Source organism: Bombilactobacillus folatiphilus (assembly GCF_023380265.1).
GTDB classification, from domain to species: Bacteria; Bacillota; Bacilli; order Lactobacillales; family Lactobacillaceae; genus Bombilactobacillus; species Bombilactobacillus folatiphilus.
Genome location: NZ_CP093366.1, coordinates 1,164,343 through 1,179,408, shown reverse-complemented (window position 1 = coordinate 1,179,408; position 15,066 = coordinate 1,164,343). Strand labels below are relative to the sequence as shown.

The window sequence follows — 15,066 nt, the reverse complement described above, 5'->3', positions numbered from 1 at the left end:
TACAGGAGTGAAGTTTTTGAAACCCAATGACATTGTAATTACGGCGGCTTATCGGACGCCAATTGGCAAGTTTCAGGGCAGTTTGAAGAATTTAAGTGCGGTTGATTTGGCAACGCAATTAGCTCAACAAATTCTGATACGAGAGCAATTTGATCCACAACTGATTGATCAAGTGATTTTAGGCAATGTTTTGTCCACCGGTCTGGGACAAAATTTGGCGCGTCAAGTTCAATTAAACGCTGGTTTGCCAGTAGCGGGCACAGCACTGACCCTCAATCAAGTGTGTGGTTCGGGGTTAAAAGCCTTGCGGGTGGCTCAAGGAGCACTAACCTTGGGTGATGCCAAGTTTGTGTTAGCCGGTGGTGTGGAAAGTATGTCACAAGCACCGGGTTTTGTGCGCCGTAATGGCAAGCAGAGTTTTGATCAGTCTGAAGTTATTGATAGTTTATTTTATGATGGCTTGAATGATGCGTTTGGTCAATATCCGATGGGCGTCACTGCGGAAAATTTGAATCAACAATATCATTTAACACGTCAACAATTGGATGAATATGCGTTACTTTCACAACAAAAAGCCACGCAAGCGCAAACGGCCGGGCACTTTGATGCCGAAATTATTCCGTTTGCCTCTTTAAGTCAAGATGAAGTTTTACGTCCGCAAACTACATTAGACGCGTTAACGAATCTGAAGCCGGTTTATCAAGCAAAAGGTTCAGTGACCGCCGGTAATTCTTCGCCATTGAGTGATGGGGCTAGCTTGTTGATGCTGACCACGGCTCAACAGGCACAAGCTTTGCAGTTGACACCGTTAGCTCGAATTGTCGCCTATCAAGAAAGTGGTTATCAACCAGAATTGATGGGTTATACACCGGTGCTGGCAATTCAACAATTATTGGCACAGCAACAGCAAAAAGTTGAACAAATTGATTTGTTTGAAGTTAATGAAGCTTTTGCCAGCCAAAGTTTGGTTGTGCAACAAGAAGTCGGGATTGCGCCGTCCCAATACAATATTGACGGTGGTGCTCTAGCTTTGGGGCATCCGTTAGGAGCTTCTGGTGCCCGCATTGTCACCACTTTATTGCATCAATTGCAACGCACACATCAGTGTTTAGGGATTGCAGCTTTGTGTGTTGGTGGCGGGCAAGGTTTAGCGATTGAAGTGGAGAATTTGCAATGACCAAATTTTATGAGTTATCCACAGAACAACGTTTACAGCAATTATATCAGGCTGGTTATTTGAGTGCAGCTGATTTAAAACTTTTAACGCCTAGTCAAGGTTTACCCACGGAAATTGCGAGTCATTTGGTGGAAAATCAGATTGGTGCATTTGGGGTACCACTGGGCTTGGCGCAGAATTTTGTCATTGATGGAAAATCTTACTTGGTGCCACTGGCAACAGAAGAACCATCGGTGATTGCGGCAGCCAGCAATGCGGCGAAGCGTTGCCAACAAGCAGGTGGCTTTCAAACTAAAGTGCGGCGTGAAGGACTAAACGGTCAAATTGTGTTTATGGGACAATTAGCGCATGCCGAGCAATTTTTGGCACAACATCTGGCCCAAATTAAAGCGGTCGCTACCAAAGCTCATCCGAGTTTGGAGCAACATGGTGGTGGCTTCAAGCAAATTACCGTCCGACAAGTGGGCGAATTTGTAGAATTTTTGTTGTTGATTGATCCAGCGCAAGCCATGGGAGCTAATGTGGTCAATACTTTAACCGAAGCCGTGGCTCACTATTTGGCAACGCAATTGCCACAATTAGAATTATTGATGGCAATTTTATCGAATCAAGTACCTAACCAACGAGTCCAAGTTCAAGCTCAATTTACTTTTGCAGAGTTGGCAACCAAAAAAATGGCTGGTCAACAGGTCGCAAAGAAAATTGTGGCGGCTAGTCAATTTGCACAGTTGTCCTCCTCACGTGCTGCTACACACAATAAGGGAACTATGAATGGGATGAACGCTGTGGTTTTAGCAACCGGCAATGATACCCGTAATCTCAATGCGGCAGCTTATGCCGATTTAACTGACCGACATCCGACATGGACACAATGGCAAATTACAGATGATCAGTTAGTTGGCACCATTGAACTGCCGTTACCGTTAGGTCAAGTTGGCGGCGCCATTTCGACGTTACCGCTAGCGCAACTGAGTTTGAAAATTTTGCAACAACCATCAGCAAAACAGTTGATGAGCATTGTTGCCAGCGTCGGTTTGGCGTCTAATTTGGCCGCTTTGCGAGCTTTAGTGACACGTGGCATTCAAGCGGGACATATGAATTTGCAATTGCAAAGTTTGGCTTTAATGGCGGGCGCGAACGGTGCGGAGTTGGAAGCGGTAGTGGCCCAATTACGCAAACAGCCACAACAAGCTAATTTGTCGTTGGCACAGGCAATTTTGCAACATTTACGTGAGAATTAGGAGGACGATTATGCAGTTTGGGATTGATAAAATTGATTTTTACACGCCAAATCAATGTTTGGATTTGGTGGCGCTAGCCCATGCGCGCCAAGTGGATCCAAATAAATATTTAATTGGCATTGGGCAAAAGCAAATGGCCGTAGCCCCGTTAGATCAAGATATTGTGTCAATGGCGGCTAATGCGGCTGCACAGCTGCTGACACCATTAGATCAAGCGGCGTTAGGTTTATTGATTGTGGGCACAGAAAGTGGCGTGGATCAGTCCAAAGCATCTGCCCTTTTTGTACATGATTTATTGGATTTACACCCAAATATGCGGACTTTAGAAATCAAAGAAGCTTGCTATGGTGCTACGGCGGGCTTGCAGTTGGCGTTGGATTTTGTTCGCCAGCATCCAACACAAAAGGCCCTAGTCATTGCCAGTGACATTGCTCGTTACGGTTTAAATAGTCCCGGCGAAGTGACACAAGGTGCCGGAGCAGTCGCAATGTTAGTGAGTGCTGAACCCCAAATTTTAGCGCTAGAAGAACAATCAGTTTATGCCAGTCAAAGTACTTGGGATTTTTGGCGTCCCAATTATTCCACGGAGTCTTTCGCACAAGGCAAATATTCTGAAGAAGTCTATCTTTCCATGTTTGCGGATTTATGGCAACAAGCTAGTGCGCAAAAACTAACTCAAGTTGATGAATTAGCGGCGTTATTATTTCATATTCCATTTTCAAAGATGGGTCGCAAAGCACTGCGCACTTTAGAAACCAAAATCCAACCGCAAGCTTATCAACGTCTGACGAAGCGCTTTGAAGCTAGTATTCAATATGGGCAGATTGTGGGTAATATCTACACAGGGTCGTTATATTTAAGTTTGATCTCCTTGTTAGAAAATGATATGAACTTACAAGCTGGTGAGCGAATTGGTTTATTTAGTTATGGTTCTGGTTCGGAAGCCGAATTGTTCTTTGGAACGTTACAACCAGATTTTAAGTCGCAATTAAAATCAGCAGCACATCAAGCATTGTTGGCTAATCGGACCAGCTTGACAATGTCTGAATATGAAGAACAGTTCAAGCAAAGCTTAGTCACAGATGGTTCAAAGCAAGTGGTCGATGTTTCTGATGTAGCAGTCCGTCACCGCTTAACGGGCATTAAGGGTCATCAACGTCAATATCAATAAGCTAAAGCGATAAACAATAAAGTTTATCGCTTTTTTGTGGAAAAATAAAAAATATTTTTATGAACAATTATTTCAAAGAAAAATATATGATTTTAGATAAATTCTAGATGTATGAAAGATATTTTTGAAATTGGAACTTTAAAATGCTATTTTTGAGAAAAATAATTGGCATGATTTACAATCTTGCTTGCTCGGGCATTTGCAAACGTCACAGCAATCAACTAAACTGAAATTAATTTCACAAGTGTAAATACCAACAAAAACAGGAGCGGTATGTTAAAATGTCTCATCATTCATCACGATTAGCTGGAACTAATAGAAACCATAAGAAAATCCTGGGGGGGTTCACTCCTATTAATTTTTGCTAGTTTGATTTTTTTAGTTTCAATACATAATGTGCAAGCTAAAGTGGCCACGAAAACCGCGCCACCCGAAATTACACCTAATATGATTGATGATGGCTTTAATTCGCCGGAATACATGCAAGAAGAGCAAGACAATGATTCAACAATTTTACCAGAAAATGATCATAAATCATTAGTAAGTTTGCAGTTAGCAAACCATTTTGGTTTAGGTTTAAATTTATTACAATATACGAGAGATTATAATGAAGAGACACCTTGGCCGGCTCCAATGACCACGTCTTATGTGAATTATTTAGCTTTTTCTGACACGTTAGGAAATGATTCAAACTTTTCTATGCAATATTTTTTACATTATATAGACGATAATGGGAATGCTAAGGGCGATTTGTTACAGGTGCCTGACTATGATAAGTACTTACCGATTGATAATCCCAATTCTTTGTTGAAATATTACGTGGTAAAAGATCGAATGGGACAAATTAGGGCTTTAAAATGGTTGAATTATTCAGTGAAGGATAGTATTTCTGACGGTGTTATTCCGAATCACGGATTTTTAACTGAAAGTTTGATTACACCATCCAAGAATTCACCTTCTAGAGTTAATTATCAATTATTCGTTAAAAACATTTCACAGTCAACTTATTCCTATGGTGCCTCTATGGGAAAAGAACTTTTTCAAGGAGGCGTGACGGGTTCATTCAAAGCATTAGGGGATAATCGGGGTTTTACCACGAGGTTGGGTGGAAATAATGTGACTGTTAGGACTAAAGTAGCTAATGGACCAAATCGTTATTCTGTAGGCTATCATCATACTTTTAATGGTTATGGTTATTTTCATGGGACTAATTTTGGCGATGCAGTTGGTCAAGAAGCAGACAACTATCCTGCTGGTACTGTTTTGGGTGATCGTGATTATTCTTATTTGGGTAATATGGATTTGTTGTGGCCAGTTCAAAAAATTGCTCCTCAAGAAACGCAGTGCCATAATGTTGAAATTGAATTAGATGTAGCTGGACGGGCCCATCCAGTCCTGACTCAAAGTTACAATAATCCGCAATCGGAACGGTTTAATCACCCGGGCGATAAGTTGAATCTACAAATCAAAATCGCTAACCAGACTGATCCGAATGTTAATTTTTCTTTTAATCCTAATACTTATTATGTAAATTTGCCTGCAGGATTATCCGTGACACAAGCAGATCTGAATCAGATTCAAGTTTTTGGCAAGCCGGCAACGGCTAGTTACAGTGCGACGACCGGCCAGTTGAAAATTGTCTCTTCTTCAGCATCGACCAGTTATAACAATTTTTCCGGTTTAGTCAATATTCCGGTGACAATAGCTGACGACGCACCGGCAGGCGATGCGGTGGTGAAGACGAGTTTTTCTGGAAGCAACAGAGATGCTACTAGCCAGACTCAGACGGTGAGTGCCGACGCTCCTGACTTAACGATTCCAATTTCTAAAGCTTTTGACGCTAAATTGACATTAGGCGTGAAGAACACGAAAGACACCGGTGATTATGCCAGTTCGGCGACGTATGTGCCGGGGGATACTCTCCAATATCATATGCAATATCAATTAAACGAAGCTAATATGTACAACTTAACATCGCCAGTAACTTTTAGTAGTCGTAATGCGGGGTTAGATTTTAGCAATAGTGCACCAAGTGTGACGGTAAATGGTGATCGTTCCGCGGCCTCGGCAACGGTCGATCCTAACACGGGCAAAATTACGGTCACCAAGGCCAGTGGCAATTTTAGTCCCGGGGATTTGCTTGATTTAACGTATAATGCCCAAGCTAAAGCCGATCCTGTGGCTGGCGAACCGGGGGCTAAGCACGAAAGTGCGACTAAGATGCCGTATAATACGGTGGGCATCAATGTGACCATGAATGGTCAGACACTTTCGAATACTTCCGCTTCGACAACGTTGCAACGCAAGGATTTAGATTATTTTGTCCGCGTGCCTGATGTCATTGATTTTGGACGCAATCCGCGCGTGTTTGATAGTCCGTTTTACAATACGACGAGTGGTCGATTGAAGTTCAGTCATTATTCGGCGTCTAGCAGTAAGCAGTATTATCTGCAAGTCAAGTATAATCAAGATTTGCGCACGAGCGCTTACGCTTACTTGCGGCCGGATTCAGGGAACGCGCTGATTGAATACCGACCCAATGATGTTGGTTTATATCAATCAATTGATGGGACTTCCAGCAATTTAACGACGGACGGTCTCACCACGCAAGGGATTAGTGATTTGACAAGCTATGTGTCGGATAAACATTTTCGTTTGAATTCTAATGACAAACCGCTGGGCAATTACAGTGGCACCATGACGTGGACGTACAGCAATTCGTTATGAGGGGATAACCTACTGGATTTTATTATCCGGTAGGTTATTTTTGATATACATGATATAATTTTTTTGAAAACGATCACAAATATAAAAAAGATGGAGTCAATTGGCGATGGATAGAACAACTTTTCGCAAAATGTATGAAACGGATATTTACAATCAAGCGGGGGTGCAAGGTTATGCTTATGTGCCGCATGGGATTAGTGTGGCGGTCAGCGATCCTCGGAAAATGGATGTTCCCGGCACTAATCCGGAGCAATTATTAGGTTTGGCGTTAAGTACATGTTTGAACGCGACTTTGCAGGCGATTGAAGCAGAGCAGGGGCTAGAGCATCAGGCGAGCGTCCATGTTCATGTCACGATGGGCAAGTCCAATACTGGGCTGGAATTTTTGGTCGAAGCGTTGGTGCGGATTCCCAATGTCAGTTCTGAACAAGCGCAAAAAATGCTTCAGCTGGCAGAAAAAAGATGCCCGGTTTCTAAATTGTTAAGTGGTAGTGCTAATTATTCTGTGCTGTTGGTTGATGAGGACAGTCTTTCTTGACTGAAATAAACTCGGGAAAACTCCTGTTTAAAAGCTGTGTTGATAGTGCTAAGATGGGAAATTAAAAAAACGTTTATCCACCTTATTAAAGGAATCAAAACGTTTTTTCTATATTATGCACTGTTAAGCGACATAACGCCATCATCGGCACCTTTTATGTCTACATGCTATTATTTTTCTGATCCAAAGTCAATATTAAACTCCCAGTTACAACCTTTCCAAAAACCTATTTCACGTAAGTATGATAATTTTAATGTCTTAGACAGTTGTGATCCCGTTAATAATTTGTCTACATCTTTGTTGAAGGGTTGTACTAAGTCTAATATACACATGCTTGAAATACATTTAAATTTTTATGAGATCGATTGGTTATTAAATTTAATTTTTTGATTAATGATTTGTCTAATGGGTATTTACCGCTATATCTACTTTTATTAATCATTTCGAAATGAGCACATTCATTTCTTAGCCAATTTATGACATGAAGGATAGATTCAAACATATTCCTATCAATTGATTCCAGATTGAAATCGTTTAAAATGTTCTTTGCAATATCACCAGTTAACATGGAAAACATCAAATGAAGTTGTCCAAAGTTTAATACTTTAATTGCAATCCACAGTGGTGTGTTTTCATCATACGCATTCATGTAGGGACGCCGCTGTCGTTTTTTAGTAATAAAAAATGGAAATTTTTTTCCTTCATTTATCGTAGGATGTTTTTTCTTCAAATTCCTAGAATACCCATATCTTGCATAAAATATTTCGTCTCTATCATCAACGCTTATTCTCTTATAATTCGATGGGTTATGATAATCTTCGCAATGTGGATGCTCTTCAGAAAAACGATACGCGATTTACGATTTTAATCTTATCTCGAATTCTCCAATTACAGATAAAATCATTGTCCGTAAATCTTTGTTTAGCTTATATACGGTGAGTAAATCATCAACATAGTAATTGCCATAATACTTATTTTCTTTTCCGTTAATTGTTATGATATCTTCCAAACCATTTATTAAATCAAAATAATTTTTTGAAGAAGTTCTTTTTTTAATTGATTGATTTCTCTTTATTTTCAACGCTTGATAATTTTAATTTTTTTTGATCAATTATAATCTCGCATTGTTCAGTTAAAGTTTTAAATTCCGTTTTTTGTTCAAGGTCAGTACTCAACTCCTTTCCTTTTTCCGCTCCAACACCGTCATACTTTCCACATGTGGTGTCTGTGGAAACATGTCAATTGGTTGAATGGATTGAACTTGATAGACTGGGGCTAATTGCCGCAAATCGCGCGCCAAAGTGGAGGGATTACAGGAAACGTAAACGACTTTGGCTGGTCCTGATTTTACTAATAATTCAACTAGTGAATTGGCTAAGCCAACGCGGGGCGGGTCGACAACGAGACTGGTGGGGCGCAAGCCTTGAGCGAGCCATTTAGGATATAATTCTTCCGTCGCGCCAACCGTGTAATGGGCGTTAGCTAAGTGATTTTGTTGTGCATTAAGATTGGCGTCATGCACCGCCTCTGGTATGGTTTCACTGCCGAGAACTTGGGCAACTTTTGGTGCTAAACTAATCCCAATCGTGCCTACGCCTGCATATGCGTCGACCAAAATATCATCAGGTTGTGGATCAATGGTTTTTTGCACAAGTTGATATAATTTTTGCGTTTGAATGGGATTAAGTTGCAAGAAAGCTCGTGGTGATAGCGCGAATTGTTGATTATTGATTTGTTCGACGAGATATTCTTTGCCCCACAGCAATTTAGTTTCTGCTCCCCAGACATCGTGGCTTGGGGCGGGATTATAATTCTGAAAGAGTGCATCGACTTCGGGAATTTGTGCGTTCAATAAAGCCAAGAATTGCCGTAATTTGGGAAACTTGCGGGAGTTAGTGATGACGGTGAGTTGTGATGTCTTTGTGAAAGTTGACTCGCGCACGACCAACGTTTTGAAAATGCCCGAATTATGTTCTTCATCAAAAATCGGCAATTGCAGTTGTTGAATTATTGGCACTAAGCGTTGTAAGATACTTAACGTTAAGCAGCTTTGTGTCGGCATGGTCAATGAATCGACGACTTGATGGCTGTGATTTTGATAGAGTCCACACACCACTTGGCCAGCTTGTTCTTGCAATTGAAATTGCGCTTTATTGCGATAATGCCACGGCTCATCCATGCCAATGGTCGGCAAAACTTGATAGTGGCGAAAACCTTGTGGTTGAAAATGTTGCAAAGCCTGCTTAACCATGAGGCGCTTGAAGTTGAGTTGTGCCGGATATTTTAAATGGGCTAATTCTAAGCCGCCAACTTTTCCGTATAAAGTGGGCACTTGGTGGTTGCGTAAGGAACTGTCGTGGGTTCTTGTCAAACATTTTCCACGCAAAAAATGAGGCTGAATTGCCGTAATTTCACATTGCACTTGTTCACCCGGTAAAACTTGCGGCACAAAGACTAATTTCTGATGGTAATAACCAATGCCTTCACCGTTAATTCCCATTTTTTTAATTTCGAGCTGTAATTTTTGACCAATTTTAATTGGCAAAGTGTCTTTTGACAAAAGTAGTCGACTCCTCAATAATTATTGTCAAACTTTGACTTCCAGTATAGCACACGCAAAAGGAGACTTAAGAACTTGAAAATCACGCAAATTACAACGCAAAAACGTCCGGGACGTTACAATATTTTCATTGATGGACAATTTGCTTTAGCGGTCAGTGAGACAATGCTGGTGAATCTGCAGTTAGCCAAGGGACAAGAATTGACGGCGCAACAATTAGCTGAATTGAAAGATCAGGAAGTTTTTGATCGTGCTTATCAACAAGCCTTGAATTATTTGAGTTATCAATTGCGAACACAGGGCGAAATGAAACAATATTTGAGACAACACGATATTTCGCCTGCTGTCAGCCAACAAGTGGTTTCACTGTTAGTTCAGCAACAATATCTGGATGATCGTCAATATGCGGCGAGTTTTGTGCGCACTGCGGTGAAAACAACGCTAGATGGTCCGCAAAAAATCCGCTATAAATTGCAACAAAAAAAATTGATGCCCGATGTGATTGAGCAAGCTTTACCACTCTATTCTGTCGAGCAACAGATTCAAAATGCAACTAAGCTAGCTCAAAAGTGTTGGCGCCAAAATCAGCGTCAACCACAGCATAAACGTTATCAAAAAGTACAACAACGCTTAATGACGGCCGGATTTGCTAGTGAAGTAAATTCTAAAGTGTTAGCGCAATTAGATTTAACATCTGATGAGCAAGCGGAGCAACAATTATTAGATCAAGCGATTGATAAGTTGTGGCCGCGTTATCGAACTAAAGATCAAGGGCGCCGCAAGTTGTATGCAGCTTTGATGCGCCGTGGTTTTCAGTCGTCGCAAATTAGTGCTGCATTAGAAAATCTCAAATAAGCGTGTTATTGGATTGAGCTTTTGCTATAATTTAAAAGAAATAGTAATTAGAAAGCTGGGTCAACTATGCAAGTTCCTCGTGAAGGAGATTACATAGCCATTCAGAGTTATAAACATGATGGACATTTACATCGAACATGGCGCGATACCATGGTGTTGAAAACGAGTGAAAATTCCATCATTGGCTGTAATGATCACACTTTAGTGACTGAAAGTGATCGCCGGCATTGGTATACTCGTGAACCAGCGTTAGTTTATTTTCATAAGCATTATTGGTTTAATATTGTGACCATGTTGCGTGATAATGGACCATCATATTACTGTAATTTGGCTACTCCTTTTGTGTTAGATAAAGAAGCGCTGAAATATATTGATTATGATTTAGATGTCAAAGTTTTTCCTGATGGTGAAAAACGCTTGTTGGATGTGGATGAATATGCAGCACATAAGCGTTTGTGGCGGTATTCTGATGATATTGATCAAATTCTGAAAGATAGTACAGAAACGTTAATTGACTGGATTGACCACAAAAAAGGTCCTTTTTCACAAGGCTATATTGATATTTGGTATCAACGTTATCAGGAATTATTACACCGATCATAAAATTTTAGCAAAGAAAAAAGAGCAGGTTATCTAACTTGCTCTTTTTCTACAAAAATTATTTTTGTTGTGGATCAATACTTAGACTGTTGTATTCAATATTTGAAGCGAGGACAAGTGACAAAACCAATAGCGCAATAATCCAGCCCATTAACGAACCTTGGATTTGGTACAATTCAAAGAGCCTGTGGATAATCTTGGTGGAGACAATTGTCATTACAAAATCAATCACGAAATTTAGATAAAAGTTAGTCATGCTATAATCAATATTGAAAAAGTTAATTACTTTTTTAAGATAACGATTGGTGGTCTGTTGCGTAATAATTTTAATCGGTCGATGGGCAATTGATTTGACCGCTATCATTAACACAGCACCGATGACAGCACAAATAATCAAGCGCCACCAACTGTTATAATGATTCACCAGCGCATCATAGCCTGTCCCGATTAAAGCTAGACATAAAAGATATGGGATAATAAATAAGAAAGTATAGATGATTGTAATTTTTTTATTAGACATAATTTGACCTTTCATAGGGTAATCGTACCGTAAGTTGGCAGATTTGTCTAAGTTATTTAGTTAACTTAACTTTGAAGTAGTGAACGGAGAATGAACATGAAACAAGAACAGTTGCAAGATGCAGTGCAAAAACGGCGGACGTTTGCGATTATTTCTCACCCAGATGCTGGAAAAACCACGATTACCGAACAAATGTTGCTTTTTGGTGGCGTCATTCGTTCGGCTGGAACCGTTAAAGGGAAAAAAACTGGCAATTATGCAACCTCTGATTGGATGGAAATCGAAAAGAAGCGGGGAATTTCCGTGACCAGTTCCGTGATGGAATTTGATTATCAAGATAAGCATGTCAACATTTTGGATACGCCGGGACATGAGGATTTTTCCGAAGACACGTATCGGACTTTGATGGCTGTAGATGCGGCGGTGATGGTGATTGATTCGGCTAAGGGTATTGAAGCACAGACGAAAAAGTTATTCAAAGTTGTTAAGCAACGGGGCATCCCGATTTTTACTTTTATGAATAAGTTGGATCGTGATGGCCGCGAACCATTAGATTTGATCGGTGAATTAGAAGATTTACTGGATATCGAAGGTGTTGCGATGAATTGGCCGATGGGCAGTGGCAAGAATTTGCAAGGGTTATATGATCTGCAAAATCGGCGGATAGAGTTGTACCATCCAGATGATGAACAACATCGTTTTCTTCCCTTAAATGATGACGGTCAGTTAATCGATGACCATCCCTTGTTACAAGATAGTTTGTATCAACAAACTTTGGATGAAGTTGGTTTGTTGAAGGAAGCTGGCAACACTTTTGATCGACAAAAAATCTTGCAAGGTGAACAGACACCAGTCTTCTTTGGGTCAGCATTAACGAATTTTGGGGTGCAGACTTTTTTGGATCAATTTTTGGAGTTGGCGCCAGCGCCTAGTTCGCATCAGTTAGTTGATGAAACAAACATTGCGGCGGATGACGCAGAATTTTCAGGATTTATCTTTAAAATTCAAGCTAACATGAATCCTAAACATCGTGATCGAATTGCTTTTGTGCGAATTGGTTCCGGCGAGTTTGAAAAGGGCATGGAAGTAAAATTACAGCGAACCCAGAAAGAGCTGCGGTTAAACAACGCGACGGAGTTTATGTCTGATCAGCGTGAACAGGTTAAAAACGCCGTGGCAGGTGATATTGTTGGGTTATATGACACTGGTAACTTTCAAATTGGGGATACGATTTATGCTGGCAAGCGGGAGGTGCAATATCCCGTCTTACCGCAATTTACGCCTGAACTATTCATGGAAGTAATTCCGAAAAATGTGATGAAGCAAAAGTCATTTCACAAAGGTATGCAGCAATTAGTGCAAGAAGGCGCTGTGCAGTTATATCGTAATTATCAAACGGGTGATTATGTTTTGGGAGCTGTGGGACAATTGCAGTTTGAAGTCTTTAAGTTTCGGATGCAAAATGAATATAATACGGAAGTTGTGATGAAACCGATGGGGGAGCGGATTGCACGTTGGATTAAGCCCGAGCAATTAGATCCGGCAATGTCATCTAGTCGCAATATTTTGGTGAAAGATTTAGCGGAGCAACCATTATTTTTATTCGAAAATCGATTTGCGGAACAATGGTTTGAAAATAAGTATCCGGATGTACAGTTAACAGCTAAATTATAAAAAAGGAACACTATGGACATTACTTGTCAGTAGTGTTTTTTTGTCATATAATACTATACGAAATATAGTATGGAAAGGGGTACGCTCATGGCAATTCAAGTTCCAGCGCGATTACTGGATGGTACGGTCCTTTCGTTTTTAAAAACTGAAGATTTATATGGCTATGCGCTGACACAACAGGTGCAAGCAGTGTTGGATATTTCAGAGTCGACGATTTATCCGGTTTTGCGCCGTTTGAAAAAGGGTGGTTATTTGGATACATATGATCAACCTTATTTAGGCCGTAATCGCCGATATTACCGTTTAACAGATACAGGTCAGGCCTTATTTTGGGAAATTAAGGCGGAATGGCAAAAATTCAGTGATGGAATCAATCAAGTGATGGAGGTCAATGAGAATGAAGTCGATCATTAAAGATTATTTGGCACAACTAACAAAAGAATTAGCGGCTTTACCAACTGATGAGCGGCAAGAAGTCGTTGGATTTTATCAAGAATTCATCTTAGACGCAGGCTTCGACCAAAAAGATTTGTTGGAAGACGAATTAGGGACACCCAAGCAATTAGCGCACAAAATTTTGGCCGATTATTCGTTGAGTTCGACGGCGTTGTTGCCGGCAGTGGTTGAACCTCAAAATCCGAAAGAAAAACTTCTTAAAGGGGGCACTTCGCGGCGGAATTTACGAATTGTTTGGTGGATTTTCTTAGGAATGTTAGCTGCTCCAATTGGAATTCCAACCATTTTGGTTGTCGCTGCTTTGTTATTGGCGATTCTAGTAGTTTTCTTGGCGATTGGCGCTTCATTTGTCGCCGTTGTTTTATCTCTATTCTTAAGTAGTCTGTTCATTATTTTCAGATTTACGATTCCGTTGTTGACCACGAATTGGGCGGTAGCGTGTTTTTATTTAGGTATAGCTGCAATAATGATGGCGATTTCGTTACTTTGTATGCCACTGATTATTAAATTTGCTCGGTTTTTGACGACACAGTGTGTCACATTTGCTCGATATTTAGGACGTAAATTTTTGAAGAAGCGTTACTTTCGTCAAAAGTCTCAACAGCAAGGAGATTACTAATGAAAAAATATTATCGTTTTAGTTGGTTGTTACTGTTGATAGGATTGATTTTGGTAGCTGTCGGTTATTTTCATGACGGTTTTCAACCACTAGCTGGAGATATGCACAGTTCCAAAGTTTATGTTTTGGATAATCATCGGGAAGTCCAACAATATAAAGTAGCGCCATTTAAGAAAATCCGGGTTGATTTGCAAGATAATGCTGATAATGTTCAGATTAAGTCGGGTTCTAAGTATCAGGTGAAGGTTATTAATGGACAGAAGAATCATTTGATCAAAACATATGTGAACAACAAGCAAGAATTAGTGGTTCAAGATCAGGGACGTTATTTTTATTATGTATCTGTGGGGTTAAAGAGCCCGCAGATTCAAATTACAGTGCCGCGTGATCAGGTTTTACAAAGTGTTCAGGGAAATTTGCAAGATGGTCAATTATCCTTAACAGATCTTCAGACGCAACGCTTAGTATTACGAGCTGATAATTCACGCATTAATTTGCAGCAGTTACAGGTTCTCCAAGCTGACAGTGATTTTCATTTAAGTGATAGTCAGTTGCACATGCAAAATTCTAATTTGAAGAAAGCTAAGTTGAATGTCGATGATTCACATCTCCAGTTCAACAATAGTCAATTACAATTGCACGGTCGATTGTCTGATTCAGTTTGTCGATTGAAACAAGTGAAACTGTTGGGCACAAGTAAAATTCAAATGAAAGACAGCAAGTTTCGTTTAGCGCAGATGACGTTGCCATTGAATTATCAATTTAAATTGAAAGATACGTCTATCAGACAAAAAGGCCGACGCTTACGACATAATCCTTATGCTAAGCAGATTCAAGTTCAACCGTGTTTGGTGGTTCGGTCAGATGATAGCTTCATTTCTATGTACTAAAAAAGAGTGATTCAAATCACTCTTTTTTGTGTTTAGAC

At 40.2% G+C, this 15,066-nt stretch carries 14 protein-coding genes; 11 read left to right on the top strand and 3 right to left on the bottom strand.

The annotated features are described in order from the left end of the window. Window positions 1-16 precede the first annotated feature (16 nt). The 5 genes from MOO45_RS06020 (at window position 17) to MOO45_RS06000 (ending at window position 6,854) form a co-directional block, all read left to right on the top strand. Window positions 17-1,177: a thiolase family protein gene (locus MOO45_RS06020; RefSeq protein ID WP_249514024.1), complete on the top strand. Its 1,161-nt coding sequence runs from the start codon at window positions 17-19 to the stop codon at window positions 1,175-1,177. Continuing rightward, complete coding sequence (locus tag MOO45_RS06015; protein ID WP_249514023.1) at window positions 1,174-2,418, top strand: hydroxymethylglutaryl-CoA reductase, degradative; 1,245 nt, start codon at window positions 1,174-1,176, stop codon at window positions 2,416-2,418. The genes MOO45_RS06020 and MOO45_RS06015 overlap by 4 nt, the downstream gene beginning before the upstream one ends. Window positions 2,419-2,428: 10 nt before the next feature. Then, window positions 2,429-3,589 carry a hydroxymethylglutaryl-CoA synthase gene (locus tag MOO45_RS06010; RefSeq protein WP_249514022.1) on the top strand — a complete coding sequence of 387 codons (1,161 nt, stop codon included), beginning with the start codon at window positions 2,429-2,431 and terminating at the stop codon, window positions 3,587-3,589. A gap of 408 nt (window positions 3,590-3,997) precedes the next feature. Beyond that, window positions 3,998-6,316, top strand: coding sequence for a hypothetical protein (locus tag MOO45_RS06005; protein WP_249514021.1), 2,319 nt, complete (start codon window positions 3,998-4,000; stop codon window positions 6,314-6,316). Between the two features lie 106 nt (window positions 6,317-6,422). Continuing rightward, window positions 6,423-6,854, top strand: coding sequence for an OsmC family protein (locus tag MOO45_RS06000; RefSeq protein WP_249514020.1), 432 nt, complete (start codon window positions 6,423-6,425; stop codon window positions 6,852-6,854). 319 nt (window positions 6,855-7,173) lie between these two features. On the opposite strand, the gene MOO45_RS05995 is transcribed toward MOO45_RS06000, so the two are convergent. Further along, on the bottom strand, window positions 7,174-7,710 hold the full coding sequence (locus MOO45_RS05995; protein WP_396022428.1) for an Abi family protein: 537 nt from the start codon (window positions 7,708-7,710) through the stop codon (window positions 7,174-7,176). A gap of 315 nt (window positions 7,711-8,025) precedes the next feature. Beyond that, window positions 8,026-9,414: a 23S rRNA (uracil(1939)-C(5))-methyltransferase RlmD gene (rlmD, locus tag MOO45_RS05990; protein WP_249514019.1), complete on the bottom strand. Its 1,389-nt coding sequence runs from the start codon at window positions 9,412-9,414 to the stop codon at window positions 8,026-8,028. A gap of 75 nt (window positions 9,415-9,489) precedes the next feature. Here rlmD and recX point away from each other — a divergent pair, with 75 nt between their 5' ends. Beyond that, on the top strand, window positions 9,490-10,269 hold the full coding sequence (recX, locus tag MOO45_RS05985; RefSeq protein ID WP_249514018.1) for a recombination regulator RecX: 780 nt from the start codon (window positions 9,490-9,492) through the stop codon (window positions 10,267-10,269). A gap of 66 nt (window positions 10,270-10,335) precedes the next feature. Next, complete coding sequence (locus MOO45_RS05980) at window positions 10,336-10,872, top strand: DUF402 domain-containing protein (protein WP_249514017.1); 537 nt, start codon at window positions 10,336-10,338, stop codon at window positions 10,870-10,872. A gap of 55 nt (window positions 10,873-10,927) precedes the next feature. On the opposite strand, the gene MOO45_RS05975 is transcribed toward MOO45_RS05980, so the two are convergent. After that, window positions 10,928-11,389, bottom strand: coding sequence for a hypothetical protein (locus MOO45_RS05975; protein ID WP_249514016.1), 462 nt, complete (start codon window positions 11,387-11,389; stop codon window positions 10,928-10,930). Between the two features lie 96 nt (window positions 11,390-11,485). Between MOO45_RS05975 and MOO45_RS05970 the strand changes: the two genes are divergently transcribed. The 4 genes from MOO45_RS05970 (at window position 11,486) to MOO45_RS05955 (ending at window position 15,028) form a co-directional block, all read left to right on the top strand. Further along, complete coding sequence (locus MOO45_RS05970; RefSeq protein WP_249514015.1) at window positions 11,486-13,063, top strand: peptide chain release factor 3; 1,578 nt, start codon at window positions 11,486-11,488, stop codon at window positions 13,061-13,063. 87 nt (window positions 13,064-13,150) lie between these two features. After that, the gene (locus tag MOO45_RS05965) at window positions 13,151-13,477 is read left to right on the top strand and encodes a PadR family transcriptional regulator (protein WP_249514014.1); all 327 of its coding nucleotides are present in this window, start codon (window positions 13,151-13,153) and stop codon (window positions 13,475-13,477) included. Further along, the gene (locus tag MOO45_RS05960) at window positions 13,461-14,138 is read left to right on the top strand and encodes a DUF1700 domain-containing protein (RefSeq protein ID WP_249514013.1); all 678 of its coding nucleotides are present in this window, start codon (window positions 13,461-13,463) and stop codon (window positions 14,136-14,138) included. The genes MOO45_RS05965 and MOO45_RS05960 overlap by 17 nt, the downstream gene beginning before the upstream one ends. Continuing rightward, the gene (locus MOO45_RS05955) at window positions 14,138-15,028 is read left to right on the top strand and encodes a DUF4097 family beta strand repeat-containing protein (RefSeq protein ID WP_249514012.1); all 891 of its coding nucleotides are present in this window, start codon (window positions 14,138-14,140) and stop codon (window positions 15,026-15,028) included. The genes MOO45_RS05960 and MOO45_RS05955 overlap by 1 nt, the downstream gene beginning before the upstream one ends. Window positions 15,029-15,066: the final 38 nt, after the last annotated feature.